The 19512-nt window shown below is 72.1% G+C and carries 17 protein-coding genes; 13 read left to right on the plus strand and 4 right to left on the minus strand.

The annotated features are described in order from the left end of the window. Window positions 1–35 precede the first annotated feature (35 nt). The 3 genes from ACFVFH_RS15870 to ACFVFH_RS15880 all read left to right on the plus strand — a co-directional run bounded on the left by ACFVFH_RS15870 (window position 36) and on the right by ACFVFH_RS15880 (window position 3469). Window positions 36–479: a helix-turn-helix transcriptional regulator gene (locus ACFVFH_RS15870; RefSeq protein WP_383768186.1), complete on the plus strand. Its 444-nt coding sequence runs from the start codon at window positions 36–38 to the stop codon at window positions 477–479. 10 nt (window positions 480–489) lie between these two features. Beyond that, window positions 490–900 carry a VOC family protein gene (locus ACFVFH_RS15875; protein WP_383768190.1) on the plus strand — a complete coding sequence of 137 codons (411 nt, stop codon included), beginning with the start codon at window positions 490–492 and terminating at the stop codon, window positions 898–900. 178 nt (window positions 901–1078) lie between these two features. Next, a complete protein-coding gene (locus ACFVFH_RS15880) occupies window positions 1079–3469 on the plus strand; it encodes an ATP-binding cassette domain-containing protein (RefSeq protein WP_383768193.1) in 2391 nt (796 codons plus the stop codon). Between the two features lie 258 nt (window positions 3470–3727). Here ACFVFH_RS15880 and ACFVFH_RS15885 read toward each other — a convergent pair whose 3' ends face one another. Then, window positions 3728–4264: a TerD family protein gene (locus ACFVFH_RS15885; protein ID WP_383768196.1), complete on the minus strand. Its 537-nt coding sequence runs from the start codon at window positions 4262–4264 to the stop codon at window positions 3728–3730. A 159-nt stretch (window positions 4265–4423) separates the two neighbouring features. Continuing rightward, on the minus strand, window positions 4424–5380 hold the full coding sequence (locus tag ACFVFH_RS15890; RefSeq protein WP_383768199.1) for a DUF1152 domain-containing protein: 957 nt from the start codon (window positions 5378–5380) through the stop codon (window positions 4424–4426). 90 nt (window positions 5381–5470) lie between these two features. Here ACFVFH_RS15890 and ACFVFH_RS15895 point away from each other — a divergent pair, with 90 nt between their 5' ends. Continuing rightward, window positions 5471–6076, plus strand: coding sequence for a YdbC family protein (locus ACFVFH_RS15895; RefSeq protein WP_383768202.1), 606 nt, complete (start codon window positions 5471–5473; stop codon window positions 6074–6076). Between the two features lie 59 nt (window positions 6077–6135). Here the strand turns inward: ACFVFH_RS15895 and ACFVFH_RS15900 are convergent, their stop codons facing one another. Beyond that, window positions 6136–6795 (minus strand): TetR/AcrR family transcriptional regulator C-terminal ligand-binding domain-containing protein, encoded by a 660-nt coding sequence (locus ACFVFH_RS15900; protein WP_383768205.1) that lies wholly within the window; start codon window positions 6793–6795, stop codon window positions 6136–6138. 83 nt (window positions 6796–6878) lie between these two features. Here ACFVFH_RS15900 and ACFVFH_RS15905 point away from each other — a divergent pair, with 83 nt between their 5' ends. The 6 genes from ACFVFH_RS15905 (at window position 6879) to ACFVFH_RS15930 (ending at window position 13534) form a co-directional block, all read left to right on the plus strand. Further along, window positions 6879–8489 carry an ABC-F family ATP-binding cassette domain-containing protein gene (locus tag ACFVFH_RS15905; protein ID WP_383768208.1) on the plus strand — a complete coding sequence of 537 codons (1611 nt, stop codon included), beginning with the start codon at window positions 6879–6881 and terminating at the stop codon, window positions 8487–8489. A gap of 17 nt (window positions 8490–8506) precedes the next feature. Then, window positions 8507–9166: a histidine phosphatase family protein gene (locus tag ACFVFH_RS15910; protein WP_383768211.1), complete on the plus strand. Its 660-nt coding sequence runs from the start codon at window positions 8507–8509 to the stop codon at window positions 9164–9166. A gap of 12 nt (window positions 9167–9178) precedes the next feature. Then, window positions 9179–10090, plus strand: a complete 912-nt coding sequence (locus tag ACFVFH_RS15915) for an ADP-ribosylglycohydrolase family protein (RefSeq protein ID WP_383768214.1) — start codon at window positions 9179–9181, stop codon at window positions 10088–10090. 233 nt (window positions 10091–10323) lie between these two features. Beyond that, window positions 10324–12039: a DUF4153 domain-containing protein gene (locus ACFVFH_RS15920; protein WP_383768217.1), complete on the plus strand. Its 1716-nt coding sequence runs from the start codon at window positions 10324–10326 to the stop codon at window positions 12037–12039. Window positions 12040–12149: 110 nt separating this feature from the next. Beyond that, entirely contained in the window at window positions 12150–12860 is a 711-nt protein-coding gene (locus tag ACFVFH_RS15925) for a ribonuclease HII (protein WP_383768220.1), read from the plus strand. Between the two features lie 59 nt (window positions 12861–12919). Further along, window positions 12920–13534: a hypothetical protein gene (locus ACFVFH_RS15930; protein ID WP_383768223.1), complete on the plus strand. Its 615-nt coding sequence runs from the start codon at window positions 12920–12922 to the stop codon at window positions 13532–13534. 61 nt (window positions 13535–13595) lie between these two features. Here ACFVFH_RS15930 and ACFVFH_RS15935 read toward each other — a convergent pair whose 3' ends face one another. Beyond that, window positions 13596–14225 carry a hypothetical protein gene (locus ACFVFH_RS15935; RefSeq protein WP_383768226.1) on the minus strand — a complete coding sequence of 210 codons (630 nt, stop codon included), beginning with the start codon at window positions 14223–14225 and terminating at the stop codon, window positions 13596–13598. 380 nt (window positions 14226–14605) lie between these two features. On the opposite strand from ACFVFH_RS15935, the gene ACFVFH_RS15940 reads away from it, so the two are divergent. The 3 genes from ACFVFH_RS15940 (at window position 14606) to ACFVFH_RS15950 (ending at window position 19444) form a co-directional block, all read left to right on the plus strand. Further along, on the plus strand, window positions 14606–16765 hold the full coding sequence (locus tag ACFVFH_RS15940; protein WP_383768229.1) for a RecQ family ATP-dependent DNA helicase: 2160 nt from the start codon (window positions 14606–14608) through the stop codon (window positions 16763–16765). Between the two features lie 307 nt (window positions 16766–17072). Then, window positions 17073–18371 (plus strand): DUF4192 domain-containing protein, encoded by a 1299-nt coding sequence (locus ACFVFH_RS15945; protein WP_383768231.1) that lies wholly within the window; start codon window positions 17073–17075, stop codon window positions 18369–18371. Window positions 18372–18679: 308 nt separating this feature from the next. Beyond that, a complete protein-coding gene (locus tag ACFVFH_RS15950; RefSeq protein ID WP_383768233.1) occupies window positions 18680–19444 on the plus strand; it encodes an NUDIX domain-containing protein in 765 nt (254 codons plus the stop codon). The last annotated feature ends 68 nt before the right edge of the window (window positions 19445–19512 follow it).

Consider the following 19512-nt stretch of genomic DNA (forward strand, 5'->3'; position numbering starts at 1 on the left):
GGCGACTGTCAGTGCGATGTGGCACGATCTCGCAGATGACAAGCAGACCCGATGAGGCACAGCGGCTGCGCGACCTCGCCCGGCTGCGTCGTGTCCGCGACCGGATCGACCGGGAGTTCGCCCGGCCGCTGGACGTCGAGGCGCTCGCCAGGGGCGTGCACATGTCGGCGGGGCACCTGAGCCGCGCCTTCCGGCAGGCGTACGGGGAGTCGCCGTACGGCTATCTGATGACGCGGCGCATCGAGCGGGCGATGGCGTTGTTGCGGCGGGGCGATCTCAGCGTCACCGAGGTCTGCTTCACGGTCGGCTGCTCCTCGCTGGGCTCCTTCAGTACGCGCTTCACCGAGCTGGTGGGCATGCCGCCCAGCGTCTACCGGCGCGAGGCCTCGCGCTCCACGGCGGGCATCCCGTCGTGCGTGGCGAAGCAGGTGACCAGACCGATCAGGAATCGAGAAGCGCGCCCACGGGGCCGTGATTAGCGTGACGTCCATGGACATCACGATTCATTCGAGTTTCCTCCCGCACGAGGATCCGGAGGCCTCCGTCGCCTTCTACCGCGACATCCTGGGCTTCGAGATCCGCAATGACGTCGGGTTCGGCGGCATGCGCTGGATCACGGTCGGCCCCGCCGGGCAACCCGGTACGTCCATCGTGCTGCACCCGCCGGCCGGGGACCCGGGCATCACCGAGACCGAGCGGCGCACCATCGGCGAGATGATGGCCAAGGGCACGTACGCCCTCATCACCCTGGCCACCGCCGACCTCGACGGCACCTTCGACAAGTTGCAGGCCGGTGGTGCCGAGGTCGTCCAGGAGCCGACCGAGCAGCCGTACGGGATCCGCGACTGCGCCTTCCGCGACCCCGCGGGCAATCTCATCCGCATCAACGAGATCCGCTGACCTCTCGGGAGGCCGGGCCCCGGGCCGTACTGGTACCGGTGGCCCGACCGGGCGGCGGACCGCCGCCGTACCGAAGAAGCGGAGCCGGACGTACCGCCGGCAGCCGGCGACATCGAGCCGGGCGACACAGACGGAGACCGCCAGGCGGCTCCGCCCGACAGACGGAGACACGACGAGCATGGCCAAGAGGACGGACACGCAGCCGACCGCGCCGCACGCAGCCGACAGCCACGATCTGATCCGCGTGCACGGCGCGCGCGTGAACAACCTCAAGGACGTCAGCATCGAGATCCCGAAGCGCCGGCTGACGGTGTTCACCGGGGTCTCCGGTTCGGGCAAGAGCTCCTTGGTCTTCGGCACCATCGCCGCCGAGTCGCAGCGGCTGATCAACGAGACGTACAGCGCCTTCGTACAGGGCTTCATGCCGACCCTGGCGCGGCCCGAGGTCGATGTGCTCGACGGCCTGACGACCGTGATCACCGTCGATCAGCAGCGCCTCGGCGCCGACCCCCGCTCCACGGTCGGCACCGCCACCGACGCCAACGCGATGCTGCGCATCCTCTTCAGCCGGCTGGGCAAGCCGCACATCGGCTCGCCCCAGGCGTTCTCCTTCAACGTGGCCTCGGTCCAGGCCAGCGGCGCGTTCAAGGTCGACCGCGGCGCCGACCGGACCAGGACCGTCAAGCGGACCTTCACCCGCACCGGCGGCATGTGCACCCGCTGCGAGGGCCGCGGCACGGTCTCCGACATCGACCTCACCCAGCTCTACGACGACTCCAAGTCGCTCTCCGAGGGCGCGTTCACCATCCCTGGCTGGAAGTCGGACAGCTTCTGGACCGTGCGGGTCTACGCGGAGTCCGGTCTCCTCGACCCGGACAAGCCGATCCGCAGGTTCACCAAGAAGGAGATGCAGGACTTCCTCTACCGGGAACCGACCAAGGTGAAGGTCGAGGGTGTCAACCTCACCTACGAGGGGCTGATCCCCAAGATCCAGAAGTCCTTCCTGTCCAAGGACAAGGAGGCGTTGCAGCCGCACATCCGGGAGTTCGTGGAGCGGGCGGTCACCTTCACGACCTGTCCCGACTGCGACGGCAGCCGGCTCAGCGCGGAAGCCCGCTCGTCGAAGATCAGGAAGCTGAGCATCGCGGATGTCTGCGCGATGCAGATCAGCGACCTCGCCCAGTGGGTGCGCGGCCTCGACGACGCGTCGGTGGCTCCGCTGCTCGCCGCGCTGCGGCGGACCCTCGACTCGTTCGTCGAGATCGGGCTGGGCTATCTCTCGCTCGACCGGCCGTCGGGCACGCTGTCGGGCGGCGAGGCGCAGCGCGTCAAGATGATCCGGCACCTCGGCTCCTCGCTCACCGATGTCACCTATGTCTTCGACGAGCCCACGATCGGGCTGCACCCGCATGACATCCAGCGGATGAACGACCTGCTGCTACGGCTGCGGGACAAGGGCAACACGGTGCTCGTCGTGGAGCACAAGCCGCAGACGATCGCCATCGCCGACCATGTCGTCGACCTCGGTCCCGGCGCGGGTTCGGCCGGCGGCACCGTCTGCTTCGAGGGCACCGTCGAGGGGCTGCGGGCCGGCGACACCATCACCGGCCGCCATCTCGACGACCGGGCGGCCGTGAAGGAGACCGTGCGCGAGCCCGCCGGGGTGCTGGAGATCCGCGGCGCCACGGCGCACAACCTGCGAAGCGTCGACGTCGACATCCCGCTCGGCGTGCTGACGGTCGTCACCGGCGTCGCGGGCTCCGGAAAGAGCTCGCTCGTCCATGGCTCGATCCCGGCGGGCGTGGACGTCGTCTCGGTCGACCAGGGGGCCATCCGCGGGTCGCGGCGGAGCAACCCGGCGACGTACACCGGACTGCTCGACCCGATCCGCAAGGCCTTCGCGAAGGCCAACGGCGTGAAGCCCGCGCTGTTCAGTCCCAACTCCGAGGGCGCCTGTCCGACGTGCAACGGCGCCGGCGTCGTCTACACCGATCTGGCGATGATGGCGGGCGTCGCCACCCCCTGCGAGGAGTGCGAGGGGAAGCGGTTCCAGGCGTCGGTGCTCGACTACCACTTCGGCGGCCGCGACATCAGCGAGGTGCTCGCGATGTCGGTGACCGAGGCCGAGGAGTTCTTCGGCACGGGCGAGGCGCGTACACCGGCCGCACACAGGATCCTGGAGCGGCTCGCCGACGTCGGGCTCGGCTATCTCAGCCTCGGCCAGCCGCTCACCACGCTGTCCGGCGGTGAGCGCCAGCGGCTCAGGCTGGCGACGCACATGGCCGAGAAGGGCGGTGTGTACGTCCTCGACGAGCCGACCACCGGCCTCCACCTCGCCGATGTCGAGCAACTGCTCGGCCTGCTCGACCGGCTCGTCGACTCCGGCAAGTCGGTCATCGTCGTCGAGCACCACCAGGCGGTCATGGCGCACGCGGACTGGATCATCGACCTGGGGCCGGGGGCCGGTCACGACGGCGGCCGGATCGTCTTCGAGGGGACCCCCGCCGAGCTGGTCGCCGCCCGTTCCACCCTCACCGGCGAGCACCTCGCCGAGTACGTCGGGGCCTGAGCCGGGCCGTGGCCCGCGGAGCCCTGTCGCCCGGCCCGCCGGCCCCGGGCCGGGACCCCACGGTCCCGGCCCGGGGCTCGCGCGCGCGGCCGGGACGACTTGCCGCGCCGGCCCGGGGCCCGCGCGTGCGGGCGCACCCTCGAAGCGCTCGGACGACGGTGCGAGGCCGGGACGGGCGCGTCCCCGCATCCCCGTCCCCGCATTTCTGGGTCCCCGCGTTCCCGCTCCGCCCGGACGCCACCGCGTAGGGTGCCCCGGTCACCTGCCGGGCGGGCGGCTTCCCATCGTCGCGGCGAACGAATCGGGGTCGCCGTCGAAGCCCCGGACCGTGTCGTGGAACTCCCAGACCCCGGCGGAGCTCCGGACGAATTCGGCCACGGTCGCCGCGGTGGCGGCGCCGACCGAGGCGAAGTCGTCCTCCGCCAGGTTCGTATAGCCCTCCCGGATCTGGACACCGGTGTTCGCTATTTCGGCGAAGGTCTTGCGGCCGTCGCGCTGCTGGATGGCGACCCCGACGACGACCCGGGTGTACGCGGTGGACAGCCGGTCCAGTTCGAGGGTCATCACCTCGTCGAACCCGAAGCCCTGGCCGGTCCTGCTGTCGCGGTCGAGGGTGATGGTGCCGTCCGGCGAGCGGCTGTCGAAGTGCACGAGGTACGCGGGGCTGCCGTACGGTGCTTCGGCGAGATAGGTCGCCGCGATGATGTCGAGGTCATGGGCCGGTGCTCCCGTAGGGCTGGGATCCCATTTGAGACGGACCTCGACCTTGTCGAGGTCCTTGTTGGGCGTGCTCATCGGACTTGCCTCCCTGGCTTTCCGCTGGGCCGTCGGGCCGTTGACATCCCCCGATCATGTCGGCAACCGACCGCGGATCCAACCGGTCCGGGATTCGGCGACGGATTCGGGCCACCGGTCCGCCGCGGTCGGCCGGAACGGCCCCGTGGCCGCTTCGGATCAGTGCGGTATGCGGCGCGGCGGTCGTTGGCGGACCTCGTCCCGGAAGAGCTCGATGGCGCTGCTGACCTGACGGATGAGATGGGTGTCCTCGATGCGGTCGAGATAGAGGCAGTTGCGGGCCACGCCCTCCAGCTCGAAGACGAAGCAGAGCGTCATCAGAGGGTTGATGAACAATTCGCTGCCACGGGTGCGCGAGGTGAACTGGACGTCTCCGAAGGACCCTTGGACGGCGGCCGCTATCGACCCGTTCACGATGCTGGGATGATCGGGCGTGTGGTGCTGGGCGTGTGCCACGGCATCGACGAAGAGCGCGCCCTCCCGCGTCGTACGGGACACCGAGAACGCGCCGACACACGAACCGTCGCGTTCGAGCGCGGCGATGTTCTCCAGGACGAGCCCGTGGCTCACGCCGTGATACGCGTCGATGCCGAAACCTATGGAGACGACGAGGCGTTCCGGTACGTCGAGGGCGGCGAGCGCGGCGACGCTGGCCAGATCCTCCTCCGGTGTGCCGAGCCCGGTCTCGTCGCCGCGCATCAGGATGTCCGTGCCGCCGTCGACCAGGACGACCGCATCGATGCCGTACTTCTCGATCAACGCCCGGTAGGCGGCGCGCAGCGGTTGCACGCCCACCCGGGAGAAGGCGTGGACCGTGCTCGGGTAGTCGTGCAGACGGAGCCACTGGGCGAGTGTCCGCTCCGGGAAGTAGGCCTGGTGGAGGGCCGTTTCGGGAGTGATGACGGCGACGTCCGGCGCGAGCCAGGAGTCGGCGGGAAGCCCTTCGAGGGCGCTGAACGACAGATTGGCGAGCTGTACGTGTTTGCCCTGGTGGAAGAGGGAGAGCGCGAGAGGGAGCCCCGCGTAGACGTCGAAGCCGCCGCCGGCGCCCGCGACGAGGATGCGTTCCGCGGATTCGAGCCGGGCGAACAGGGGATTGTTGTGCAGCGAGGTCATGGAGGTCATTCTGCGGTCGGCGGCGGCCACTTCGGGCCGACTCCGTCCCGGGCGTGACCCCCGCCGTGCCCGGCACCGTACGATGGCGCGGTGCTGGTCAAGTGGATTCGTTGCACCGTGGTCGACCGTCGAGGGTTCGAGCGGGGGCAGCGGAAGTGGGCGGGGCTGCTCGGCGAGCCCGGATTCAGGGGACAGGGCGGCGGGTGGAGCCGAGGGCATCCGGACGTGGCGCACGTCTTCGCCTTCTGGGAGAACCGCGTCTTCTACGACTCGTTCATGGCGCGGGCGCACGACGGCCTGGCCGCCGAGCAGTCCGGGACGTACAGCGGCGTCCAGGTCAAGCTCTTCGAGCACCGCTTCGACGTGAAGACCGGCTTCGAACCGCGCTTCACCGACGCGGATGTGGTCCGGGTGGCACACAGCAAGGTGCGTGAGGACCGGGTGGAGCACTTCGCGCTGATGCAGGAGCGGGTGTGGAATCCGGCGATGGCCGGGTCTCCCGGCATGCTGCGCGGGGTGTTCGGGGAGGCGCCGGGACAGGAGTTCCTCGTGCTGTCGATGTGGCAGTCGAGCGCCGAGCGAGGCAAGTACCGCGCGGGGAGCGTCGAGCGGCTGACGCAGCGGGCGCAGACCGAGGAGGACGTGGCGGAGCTGGCGGGGGACGTCGTGCAGCTGGAACCGTCGTGGACGGTGTGACCGGCCCTGTCTGAGCGGCCGGGCCGGGACGGCGGGCCGCGTGAGCTCCTGGCGGCCCATCAGGCGGACTCTGCCCGGGTGGTGAAGACCCCGGCGCGGGCGGCCGCCAGTGCCGCGTCGGCCGACTGGTCGACCAGCGCCCCGTCGACCGGCTCGCGGGTGATGAAGAGTCTGAGGAACAGCGGCGCGACCACGGCCCTGACGAGTGCTCCCGCGTCCGTGCGCCCGTCCAGCTCGTGCCGGGAGACGGCGCGCTCGACGATGGCTCCGCAGCGGGCGAACCGCTCCGCGTAGAAGGCGTTCAGCGCCTCGGCGGCACGCTCGGACTGGAAGGCCGCGGCGATGAACGCGGTCGGTGCGGCGGCGGCTGCGGGGTCCTCGAACGAGGCGGCCGTCGTGTGCGCCAGGGCGCGCAGATCTCCTTCCAGGCTTCCGGTGTCCGGCGGGGCCCAGCTGTCCTCCCCGGCCAGGTCCAGGGCGTCCACGAGGAGTCCTTCGAGGTTTCCCCAGCGGCGGTAGAGGGTCGTCTTGTGGACGCCGGAGTGCTCCGCGACGTATTCGACGGTGAGGTCCGGATAGCCGTGCTCGGCCAGGCCGGTGAGGACGGCGTCACGGACCGCGGCACGGGTCCGCGCGGTCCTGCCGCCCGGACGGCGGGTGCCAGGGGCGAACGCGGGCGTGGGCGGATCGGTCTCCGGGGTGGTTCCCTGTCCATTCAATTGCTACTCCTGTTGCGTTAGGGGATTCCAGTGTGCCATGCTCGACCTAATGCCACAACGATTGCATTAGGTCGGAGGTGCCCTTGTCCACCCAGATCTCGCTGCGCGGTGTGACCGTGTCCCGCGGCGACCGGCTCTTGCTCGACGATGTCTCGCTGACCGTGCGTCCGGGCGAACGGATCGGCGTCGTCGGGGAGAACGGCGCGGGAAAGACGACCCTGCTCCGGCTCCTCGCGGGGCTCGAACGGCCCGATTCCGGCAGCGTGTTCACAGCCGCCGACGGCGGCACCGGCCTGCTGTCCCAGACTCCGGTGCTCCCGCCCGTGAGCACGGTCCAGGACACGATCGACGACGCGCTCGCGGACATACGCGCCACCGAGCGGAAGCTGAGGACGGCGGAGGCGGAGCTCGGCACGGCCGACGACGCCGCCCTGGCCGCCTACGGAGACCTGCTCACGGAGTTCGAGCTGCGCGGGGGATACGAAGCGGACGCACGCGTCGACAAGGCGATGCACGGCCTCGGCCTCGCACACGTGGAGCCCGTCAGGAAACTGGGCAGTCTCTCCGGCGGCGAGCAGGCGAGGCTGGGTCTCGCCTGTCTGATCGCGGCACGCCCCGAGGTGATGCTGCTCGACGAGCCCACCAACCACCTGGACGAGGCCGCGCTCGACTGGCTGGAGAGCGAACTGCGCTCCCATCCCGGCACGGTGATCGCCGTGTCCCACGACCGGATCTTCCTTGAGCGGGTCGCCACCGCGGTCCTGGAGGTCGACACCGACCGGCGCGCCGTCGTGCGCCACGGCGACGGCTACGCGGGGTTCCGCGCCGAGCGGCAGGCCGCCCGGCAGCGCTGGGAGCAGTCCTACGCCCAGTGGTGCGAGGAGACCGGTCGGCTGGAGGAGTGCACCGCGACCACCGCCCATGGCGTCGCCGCCGGCCGCGCCATCAAGGACAACAACAAAATGGCGTACGACCGGGCCGCGGGCCGGGTCCAGGCCTCCGTGTCCGGCCGGGTCCGCAACGCGCGCAAGCGGCTGGAGCGGCTGAGGGCGCGGCCCGTCCTCAGACCGCCCGACCCGCTGCGCTTCACCGCCCTGCCCACGGTCGGCGCGACCGGGGGAGAGCTGGTGTCCCTGACGGACCTCCGGGTCGGCGGCAGACTCACGGTCGGCCGGCTCTCCGTGGCGGCGGCCGACAGGCTGCTGATCCACGGTGGCAACGGGGCGGGCAAGTCCACCCTGCTCCGCGTCATGGCGGGGGTGCTCGAACCGGACGCGGGCCGGGTGGTCCGGCGGGGTGCCATCGGCTACCTCGCGCAGGAGATCCCGGTGCACCGCCCGGTGGAGTCCGTGCTCACGGCCTTCGGTCGTGGACTGCCACTGACCGATGACGAGCAGGCGGAACTGCTGCTCTCCTACGGGCTGTTCCGCACTCCCGACCTCCGGGTGCCGGTCGGCTCGCTCTCGGCCGGACAGCGCAGACGGCTCGCCCTCGCCCGCCTCCTGGCCCGGCCCGCGGATCTGCTGCTGCTCGACGAACCCGCGAACCACCTGGCGCTGGGACTCGTCCAGGATCTGGAGGAAGCACTGGCCCACTGGCCGGGAGCGCTGGTCGTGGTCTCGCACGACCGGTCGCTGCGCCGCCGCTTCACCGGCGACATACGGCGGATGGACGCCGGACATCTGCTCGAATGAGCCCTTAGGGTCGATACATGGCACGACCGCAACGCATTGTCCTCGTCCGGCACGGGGAGTCCGAGGGCAACGCCGACGACACGGTGTACGAACGTGAACCCGACCACGCGCTGAGGCTCACCGCGAAAGGGCTGAGGCAGGCCAGGGAGGCGGGCGGGCGGCTGCGCGAGCTGTTCGACGGCGAGCGGGTCAGCGTGTACGTCTCGCCCTACCGCCGCACCCACGAGACATTCAGGTCCCTCGGCCTGGACCTGGAGCGGGTACGGGTGCGGGAGGAGCCGCGCCTGAGGGAGCAGGACTGGGGAAACTGGCAGGACCGCGACGACGTGCGGCTTCAGAAGGCCTACCGGGACGCGTACGGCCACTTCTTCTACCGCTTCGCGCAGGGGGAGTCCGGAGCCGATGTGTACGACCGGGTCGGAGCCTTCCTGGAGAGCCTGTACCGCAGCTTCGAGTCCCCCGATCACCCGCAGAACGTCCTCCTGGTCACCCATGGCCTGACCATGCGTTTGTTCTGCATGCGCTGGTTCCACTGGTCGGTCGCAGAGTTCGAGTCGCTGTCCAATCCGGGCAACGGGGAGATCCGGACGCTGACCCTGGGGGAGGACGGGCGCTACACCCTTGACCGGCCGTTCGACCGCTGGCGCACACCCGAGCCGTACGGCATCACCGGATAGAGTGGAGGGGCGATGACAACCGCCGACCCGGCCTCCGGCCAACGTTTCGAACGAGCCCTTTCCAGCCTGCGCGGGCTCTCCGTGGGAGACGCGCTGGGCTCCCAGTTCTTCGTGCCCGCCAACTATCCCCTGCTGAAACAGCGAGAACTTCCGCCGGATCCCTGGCAGTGGACGGACGACACCGAGATGGCGTGCTCGGTCCTGGCCGTACTGGCGGAGCACGAGCGGATCGACCAGGACGCGCTCGCCCGGTCCTTCGCCGACCACCACGACTTCGACCGGGGATACGGCCCGGCCGTGAACCGGCTGCTCAGGCTGGTCCGGGAGGGCGCCGACTGGCGGGAGCTGGCATCCGCCCTCTTCAACGGCCAGGGCTCCTGGGGCAACGGCTCGGCAATGCGCATCGCACTGCTCGGCGCCTGGTACGCCGACGACCCGGAGCAGGCCACCCACCAGGCCGAGATCTCCTCGTACACCACGCACCAGCACCGCGAGGCGGTGGTGGGCGCGATGGCCGTCGCGGCGGCCGCCGCACTGGCGGCGGCGCCGACCGGCCCGCCCACCCCGGCGGAACTGCTCGACGGCGTCATCGCGCTCGTGCCGCGCAGCGCCGTCGGCGCCGGACTGCGCCGGGCACGCGACATGCTCGACTACGACGACGCGGGGACGGTCGCGGCGGTCCTCGGCAACGGCCGGCGCACCAGCGCGCACGACACCGTCCCCTTCGCACTCTGGTCGGCCGCGCGCGGCCTCGGCGATTTCGAGCAGGCATTCTGGGCGACCGCCCAGGCGGGCGGGGACGTCGACACGACCTGCGCGATCGTCGGCGGGATCGTCGCGGCGGACAAGGCGGGCGCACCACCGGCCCACTGGACGGCGCGCACGGAGGAACTGCCGGACTGGCTCCCGCGCCAGGGCCGCTGAGCGCTCCGGTATCCGGGGCGACGGCGGGGCGGAGCGCCGACCGGCCGCCCGGACTGTCACGGTACTGCCACAGCTCCTTCCCGCACCGTCCCGAACAGCGCGGGGAGACTACTCTTTCGGCCACGCCGCCGCTGATGATCATCCAGACGGGCGTGCGCCGAAATGAGACGCCGGGGTGCCCGAGCCGCTGCCCAGCGGGCGGTGTGCGCGGACCTCGGTAGGGGAGGGGTCCCATGTCCGATCACACACCAGAATCGCCCCGGCCGGCCGACGCCACCGAGCCGTCGGGAAGAGCCGGAACGTCCGAGCCGGACGCGTTGTCCAAGGCTCCGCAGCCGGAGCCGCACGACACCGCTCCCGAGCCGCCGAGAGTGCCGGTGTACGCGCAGCGGCAGGGGCAACAGCCCGATCCCTGGGGGCGGGTCAGCCCGCAGCCGTCCGCGCTCTCCACGCTCCGCCCGGCCGCGCCCGCCGCCATCGGCGGAGCGACACTCGGCTGCGTCGCCGCCACGGCGGTGCTGAGCGCCTTGCTGCTGGGCGACGGTCTCGGCCTGAACGCGCTGATCGTCGCCGTTCCCGCGACGCTCGGAGCCTTCTTCGCCGCCCGTACGGCCGGTCGCCGCCTCCGCCCGTGGACGGCCTTCTGGGCGGTCGGCGGGCTGGCGCTGCTCGCCGTCCCGGCCCTTCGGGACGCCGGATGGCCCGTCTTCCTGGCCATCGTCTCCGCTGTCGGGCTCGGCTCGCTCGCCCTGCACGGCAACCGCAGCTGGCTCGGGGTGTTCCTGGGCTCGCTGGGCCTCTTCAGCTCCATGGCCGACGGTCTGGCCTGGGGCGGAAGGGGCGTACGCGCACGGATGGAGGGCTCCCGCGGCCGGCTGGGCGTCGTGCTCCGCAGCGTCGCGGTGGCGGTCGTCCTGCTCATCGTGTTCGGCGCGCTGTTCGCGAGCGCCGACGCCGCCTTCGCCGACGTGCTCGGCAGCCTGATGCCCGACGTGTCGGTCGGCGACAGCCCGTGGCGCTTCCTCCTCTTCGCCGTCGGCCTGGTCGGCGCGCTCGCCGCCGCGTACGCCGCGGCCGCCCCCGTGCGCTGGGACGGCATCACCGTCCGCCGGGGGAAGGCGCGCGGGCGGCTGGAGTGGGCCCTGCCGCTCATCGTGCTGAACGCGCTGTTCGCCGTCTTCATCGCCGTCCAGCTCACCGTGCTGCTCGGTGGATACGACAAGGTGATGGCCACGACCGACCTCAGCTACTCCGCGTACGCCCGGCAGGGCTTCTGGCAGCTCCTCTGGGCCACGGTGCTCACCCTGCTGGTGATCGCGCTCGCCCTGCGCTGGGCCCCTCGCGGGCGGGGAAGCGACCGCACCCTCGTACGGGCCGTGCTCGGCGTGCTGTGCCTGCTCACTCTGATCGTCGTGGCCTCCGCGCTGCGGCGGATGGACCTCTACGTCGACGCGTACGGCCTGACCCGGCTGCGGATATCCGTGGCCGCGGTGGAGCTCTGGCTGGGTGTGGTGCTCGTCCTGATCATGGCCGCCGGGGTGTTCGGCGCCCGCATGCTGCCGCGTGCCGTGGCGGCGAGCGCGGCCGTCGGCGTCCTCGCGTTCGGGCTGGTCTCGCCCGACGGGCTCATCGCGGAGCAGAACGTCCAGCGGTACCGGGACCACCACTCGATCGACATCGACTACCTGCGCGGGCTGTCGGCCGACGCCGTCCCCGCCCTGGACACCCTGCCCGAGCCGCTGCGCTCCTGCGCCCTCCGGGACATCGAACGGTCGCTGCGCTCCGACGACGCACCCTGGTACGCCACCAGCTGGGGCGAGTCGAGGGCCCGGGACATACTGCGGAAGCGGACTCCGGACCTCCGGGCAGGGTCCTGCGACGGTTCGCGCACGGGCACCGGCGGCACCGACCGCGACGGTGACGAGAGCGATCCGTACGACCCGTACTGACCGGTCCGCTCGGGTCGCCCGCGGGGCGCGGAGCCTTGGACGGGTCCGGGACGGCCGACCGGCCCCCGGGGTGTTGCCCGCGCCCCCATCGGCGTACCCTGGCAGGCGCCATGCCGTACGAACCACCCACGCACACCGTCGAGCGCTCACTACGCGCCACCACCGGTGCCAAGACCGTCGCCGGTGTCGATGAGGTCGGACGCGGAGCGTGGGCGGGACCGGTCACCGTGTGCGCGGCCGTCACCGGCCTCCGCAGACCTCCCGCCGGGCTCACCGACTCCAAGCTGATCAGCCCCAAGCGCCGTGCGGAGCTGGCGCCGTTGCTGGAGCGCTGGGTCACCGCGTTCGGACTCGGTGACGCCACCCCGCAGGAGATCGACGAGCTCGGGATGACGGCCGCGCTGCGCCTCGCCGCGGTACGCGCCCTCGAAGCCCTGCCGGTGCGACCGGACGCGGTGATCCTCGACGGCAAACACGACTACCTGGGACAGCCGTGGCAGGTCCGCACCGTGATCAAGGGCGACCAGTCCTGTATCGCGGTCGCGGCGGCCTCGGTGATCGCGAAGGTCCGCCGGGACACGATGATGGCCGAACTGGGCGCGGAATCCGGTGAGTACACCGATTTCGCCTTCGGTGCCAACGCGGGTTACCCGTCGCCCGTGCACAGGGCCGCGCTGGAGGAGCGGGGGCCGACGCCCCACCACCGGCTTTCGTGGTCCTATCTCGACGCGCTGCCCAGGTGGCAGCACCTCAAGAAGGTCCGCTTCTCCGCCGAGGCGGCCGCACTGGAAAGCGGGGGCCAGCTCGGCTTCGACTTCTGATCGCGCACATACAGCCACCGCCGACGCCCCGCGCGCCGGCGTTCGATGACCGACCACCCATGCCTCTCATCCCCGAGGAGCCTCAGATTCACGAGAGCGCCCAGGGTCCCCGCGTCACTCCGGCCGCCGGCCGCACCGCGTCGACCCCCCGTCCCGTACCCGGTCCGCGTTCAGCGGCCACGCCGCGTCCCGGTCGTCCCGGGCCCGGCCCCGCGAGGCCCGCGCCCCCGGCGCAGCACCCGCATCCCAGCTCCGACCAGCCCCGGACGGACCGGCCGGAGAATCGTTCCGCACCGCAGATCCAGCTGATCCCCGCCTCGGCGTCCGGCGCACTCGACGCCGCCGACGAAGCGGTGGACCTGCTGCTCGACTCCGGTCGTGCCCCGGGCGAGATCCTGGTGCTCACCACCGGCGAACAGCACCCGTGGGCCACGCACGAACTCTCCTTCGGCGAGGCCGCCTACTGGGCGCACCACGAGGCCGGTGACGATGTCTTCTTCGCCGGTGCCGCCGCCGCGGACCGGTTGAAGCCCCGCCCGGTGGTGATCGTCGCCGTCAACGGCGGTGACTCCGTCGCCGGGGCGCTGACCGGGGCGCGCGAACGCGCCGGAGCACTGCTGATCGTGTGCGGGGACCCGCAGCGGATCAACGCGGTGCTCGGCGCCGGCGTCTGACCCCGGAACGGACCGTGGTGCCCCGGCTGCCCGCAAGGGCGGCCGGGCCCGCGGCCCCGGATCAGCGGGCCGCGGTGCGGCGCAGCGCGTGGGCCGCACCGCCGCCGGTGCGCAGCGGAGCCTGTTCCCGGGCGGGCGAGGTGTCGGCCAGTGCGGGCGGCTGCGACATGGAGTGGGGCCGGCGCCCGCCGCGGCCCTCGCCCAGCACCTGCCAACCGCCCCGGGTCAGCGTGATGTACGCGCCGCACCGCAGGCCGTGCAGGGTGCACGCGTCCCGCAGGCCCCACATCCACGCCCCGTCCTCCTCCGTCCAACGCTCGTCGCCCTCACGGCAGTAGAGGAGCACCGCGGTACGGACGGGTGTGCGGCGGCGGAGGTCGTGCGGAATGACCCGGCGCAGATGCGCCAGCAGCGCGTTGCGGAACTCCCAGCCGTCGGCGGCCGCGGGACGGCGCGCGAACGAGGCGCTGGCCGTGACTCGTTCCTCATGGTCGAGCACGGCGACCACGGCGGTTCCGGGGGCCGGTCCATGGCGGGCGTGCAGACCGCTGACGATCTCGCGGGGGCTGCGCAGCAACGGTATGCCCGCTTCGGCCCACTCGGCCGGTTCGAGCATCCTGGCGAGACGGTTGGCGGAGTCGGCGGACGCCGACATCGAAGTGGCTGCGGACGGAGCGAATCCGAAGGTCACGATCCTCCCTTCGCATACGCGCCCATGGTGCGGGCAGGGTCGAGTGAGGGCACACCGCGGCACAGCCCTTCCGGGCCGCGAAAGGGACTCTGCGGGGAGCGAGTCCAATTCTTCCTGGCGTACCGGCGGGCGGCAACGAGCAATTGGCTCAGGTGACGGGAATCAGCCGGAATGACTCTGATATCCCTGCCCACGCCCTGCCCGGACGACGCCTCTCGTCCCGCCCGAACGGCGAGGACCAGCGGAAACACCCCATCCGCCCCGACCGGCCGCCCTGTCCCCGCCGTCACGGCCGACGCGCGGGCGGTGCCCCGGAGAGGGCCCCGCCGTCGCCCGGGGCGGATTGGCCGATTGTCCTCGCCATCGGGTTGCATGGGGGGATGGACAACCTGGAGCTCCGTGCCGAAGCCGATGCCATCCTCGCCGAGCTCGTCGGCGACCCGGGGGGCCCGGCGCGGCTGCGGGAGGACCAGTGGCAGGCGGTGGCGGCCCTGGTGGAGGAACGCCGACGCGCGCTGGTGGTGCAGCGCACGGGCTGGGGCAAGTCGGCGGTGTACTTCGTCGCCACCGCTCTGCTGCGCCGGCGCGGCTCCGGGCCCACGGTGATCGTCTCGCCGCTGCTGGCGCTGATGCGCAACCAGGTCGAGTCGGCGGCGCGGGCCGGTATCCGGGCGCGCACCATCAACTCGGCCAACCCGGAGGAGTGGGACACCATCTACCAGGAGGTCGAGCGCGGCGACACCGACGTCCTCCTGGTCAGTCCCGAACGCCTCAACTCCGTGGACTTCCGCGACCAGGTGCTGCCCAGGCTCGCGGCCACCACCGGTCTGCTGGTGGTGGACGAGGCGCACTGCATCTCCGACTGGGGACATGACTTCCGGCCCGACTACCGCAGGCTGCGGGCCATGCTCGCCGAGCTCGCCCCCGGCGTGCCGGTGCTGGCCACCACCGCGACGGCGAACGCCCGGGTCACCGCGGATGTCGCCGACCAGCTGGGGACCGGCGCCGGTGAGGCCCTGGTGCTGCGCGGTCCGCTCGAACGGGAGAGCCTGCGCCTGGGGGTCGTCCAGCTGCCGGACGCCCCGCACCGGCTGGCCTGGCTCGCCGAGCACCTGGACGAGCTGCCGGGCTCCGGGATCATCTACACCCTCACCGTCGCCGCGGCCGAGGAGGCCACCGCCTTCCTGCGCCGGCGCGGCTTCCACGTCGCTTCGTACACCGGGCGGACGGAGAACGCCGATCGTCTGCAGGCCGAGGTCGACCTGCAGGAGAACCGGGTCAAGGCGCTGGTCGCGACGTCGGCGCTGGGCATGGGCTTCGACAAGCCGGACCTGGGCTTCGTGGTCCATCTCGGCTCGCCGTCCTCGCCGATCGCGTACTACCAGCAGGTGGGGCGCGCGGGCCGCGGAGTGGCCCACGCCGATGTACTGCTGCTGCCGGGCAAGGAGGACGAGGCCATCTGGCGCTACTTCGCCGATACCGCCTTCCCTCCCGAGGCACAGGTCCGGCAGACCCTCTCGGCCCTCGCCGCGGCGGGACGGCCGCTGTCCGTGCCCGCCCTGGAGGCGGCGGTGGATCTTCGGCGCACCCGTCTGGAGTCGATGCTGAAGGTCCTGGACGTCGACGGCGCGGTCAAGCGGGTGAAGGGCGGCTGGACGGCCACCGGAGCCGAGTGGGTGTACGAGGGCGAGCGCTACGCCTGGGTGGCGCGGCAGCGGGCGGCCGAGCAGCAGGCCATGCGCGACTACGCGAGCACGGCGCAGTGCCGGATGGAGTTCCTGCGCCGACAGCTGGACGACGAGGGGGCGGCCCCGTGCGGCCGTTGTGACAACTGCGCGGGTCCCTGGGCCGACACGGCCGTCTCGGCCGAGACCCTGACGGGCGCGACGAAGGAACTGGACCGCCCCGGAGTGGAGGTCGAGCCGCGCCGCATGTGGCCGACGGGGATGCCCGCGCTGGGCATCGAACTCAAGGGCCGTATCCCGGCCGGGGAACAGTGCTCCACCGGACGTGCCCTGGGGCGGCTCTCGGACATCGGCTGGGGCAACCGACTGCGCCCGCTGCTGGCCGAGAACGCACCGGACGGGCCGGTCCCGGACGACGTCCTGCGGGCCGCGGTGGCCGTGCTCGCCGACTGGGCACGCTCCTCGGGCGGCTGGGCACCGAACGTTCCCGACGCCTCCGCCCGGCCGGTGGGCATCGTCGCCGTACCCTCCCTGACCCGTCCGCAACTGGTCGGCTCCCTCGCCCAGGGGATCGCGACCGTCGGCCGGCTGCCCTTCCTCGGCACGCTGGCGTACACGGGACCGGACGGCGCGCACGCGGCCCGCCGCAGCAATTCCGCCCAGCGCCTCCGGGCGCTCTCCGGCGCGTTCGCCGTCCCCGAGGAGCTGGCCGGCGCCCTGGCCCGCACCCCGGGCCCCGTCCTGCTCGTGGACGACTGCACCGACTCCGGATGGACGCTCGCCGTCGCCGCCCGGCTGCTCCGCCGGGCGGGCGCGGACCAGGTCCTGCCGCTGGTCCTCGCCGCGGCGGGCTGAGCCACTTCGTGGCCCGGCCGGTGGGCGGAAGGCCGGGCCGGAGGGCGGACAAGCGCAAGGCCGGGCCGGAGCGCGGACAAGGCGATCCGAGACATGCTGTCTGTCGCCCCCGATCCGTGTGAGCGCAACGGCCGATTCCTGTGAGCGCACCGAACAGCCCTTGTCCGTGCCCGGTGCTCGCCGGTGACGGTCAGTCATGCCCCATGCAACCCCATGGGTACCGCACATGGCGAACGGTCCCGCGGCCCTGTGGACAAAGTTATCCACAGGGGTCGCGGAATCCGGCCGCGCGCGGGACGGTCATGGCATGAACCAGCACCACGAATCCACCGGTCCGGCCGACGAACAGCAGATCACCCTGCGAGGCCCCGCCGAACTCGCCGACGCCCTTCCCTACCTCATGGGGTTCCACCCGAACGACAGCGTGGTCATGGTCGCCCTGCACGGCGGCAGGGGCCGCTTCGGCGGCCGGCTCAGGCTCGGTATCCCGCAGTCGCCCGAGGAATGGGCACCGGCCGCCGAGCAGCTCGCCGAGTGCTTGGTGAAGGGCAGCGAGCGTCGTGGGGAGCGCCCCGACGCGATCGTCATCTTCCTCTGCCAGGACCCGGCCGAGGGCGAGTCCGGCAGCGGGCTGATGGAACGGCTGCGGCCGCTCGCCCAGCTCCTGCGCACGGCCTGCGGTGCCCTGGACGTGCCCGTGCTCGAAGCGCTCTGCATCTCCGACGGCCGGTACTGGTCGTACTGCTGTCCGGACGCGCGCTGCTGCCCGGCGGAGGGAAACCGGATGGCCATGCCCGGGACCTCGGTGATGGCGGCAGCCGCCGCGTACGCGGGCATCCAAGTGCGCGGATCGCTGCGGGAGATGGAGACGCGGCTCGCACCGCTGAAGACCTCGGCGGCGGCGGAACAGCAACACGCACTCGATTCCGCGGGCGCCGAGCTGATGCCCAGGCTCCTCGACGACGAGGGGCGCGAGGAGGTCGCCCGCGAGACCCTGGACCTGGCCCGGCGGCTCATGAAACGCCTCCGGGAGGCACCGGTGGCGGTGCCCTCCGCCCGCGACATCGACGACGACCGGCTGATCGGCCACGACGAGGCGGCGGCGATGATCCTCGGGCTCCAGGACCGGGAGACCCGCGACAGGGCCGCGGAATGGATGGAAGGCCAGGAGGCCGATTCGGCGTTGCGGCTCTGGCGCGCCCTGTCCCGTCGCTGCGTGGCGCCGTACGAGGAGCATGCCGCGGCGCCGCTGACCCTGGCCGGATGGGTCGCGTGGTCGATGGGCGATGAGCCGAGCGCGCGGGTCGCGCTGGGGCTCGCCCTGCGGACGGACCCGGCATACACCTTCGCCCAACTCCTTCACGAGGCCTGCAACCAGGGCCTCGACCCGGAAACCCTGCGTCGGTGTCTGCGCGGGGAGCGCAGCGCGCGAACAGGGCGGCGCGGGCACCGGACGGACCGGGGCGTGCGCCCCCGTGCGGGGCGGCCGACCGCCCCGCGGAGGAAGAAGGCCCCGTCCGGTCCCGGCCGTCCCGGGTCCCCGGGCGCCCGGCGTCGTTCCGGGCGGGCCGCTCCCAGCCGGCGTGCCTCCGATGGTGAGAGGTGAGCCGCCGTGCTCCGGTCGTTGCGCGACATCCGTCCCGGCCGCCGCACGGCGAGCAGATCTGACCGGCCCCCGCCGTCTCCCGGTGCGCGGAGCGGGACGCGTCCCGACGGGCAGCCGGAGACGACGGTGGCACGGCGGCGAGGAACCCGGTGTTCCGCCAGGGCGAGCCCTGACGGACGGAGGTCGCGACGGGGCGGGGCGCGTCGTGGGCAGGGTGGTGGACCCGGTAGGGAACGGACGTGGAGGAGCGCGGTGATGAGCATGGCGAAGGGAGTGTTTATCGTCAGGCAGACGACTATGATCACCGCATGCCGCCCTACGACCCGTCGACCTTCCCGCCCTTCGCTGTCACCGTCGACCTGGTCGTGCTCACGGTGCGCCGCCATGCGCTCTGCGCGCTGGTGGTACGCCGCGGTGAGACACCGTTCCAGGGGCGATGGGCACTGCCCGGCGGGTTCGTCAGAGCCGATGAGGATCTCGGAGCCGCGGCAGCGCGCGAGCTCGTCGAGGAGACCGGCCTGTGTGCCCAGGACCCGGCGGCCCCGGCGATCGGGAACGGCGCCCACCTCGAACAGCTCGCCACCTACGGCGACCCCGGCCGCGATCCCCGGATGCGCGTCGTCAGCGTCGCCCATCTCGCCCTTGCCCCCGATCTCCCGGCCCCGCGCGCGGGCGGCGACGCGAACAGCGCGCGGTGGTCGCCGGTCGAGGACCTCCTCGGAACGGAGGGCTGCCTCGGCCCCGGGGACGAGAACCAGGCCCCGCTGGCCTTCGATCATGCGCGGATCCTCGCCGACGGAGTCGAACGGGCCCGCTCCAAGATCGAATACTCGTCCCTGGCCACCGCCTTCTGCCCGCCGGAGTTCACGGTCGGCGAGCTCCGGCGGGTGTACGAGGCGGTGTGGGGCGTGGTCCTCGACCCGCGGAACTTCCATCGCAAGGTCACCGGAACCCCCGGCTTCCTGGTGCCCACCGGCGGAACGACCACCCGTCAGGGCGGACGCCCGGCCCAGCTCTTCCGGGCCGGCGCGGCCACCGTGCTCAACCCTCCGATGCTGCGGCCGGAAGTCTGACCTCGCGGAACGCCCACGGGGCCGGAGCTGCACGGAAAGTCGGATATGTCGCGTTATCTTTCAGCGGT

Origin of the sequence: Streptomyces sp. NPDC057697, assembly GCF_042799335.1 — a bacterium.
Taxonomy (GTDB): Bacteria; Actinomycetota; Actinomycetes; order Streptomycetales; family Streptomycetaceae; genus Streptomyces.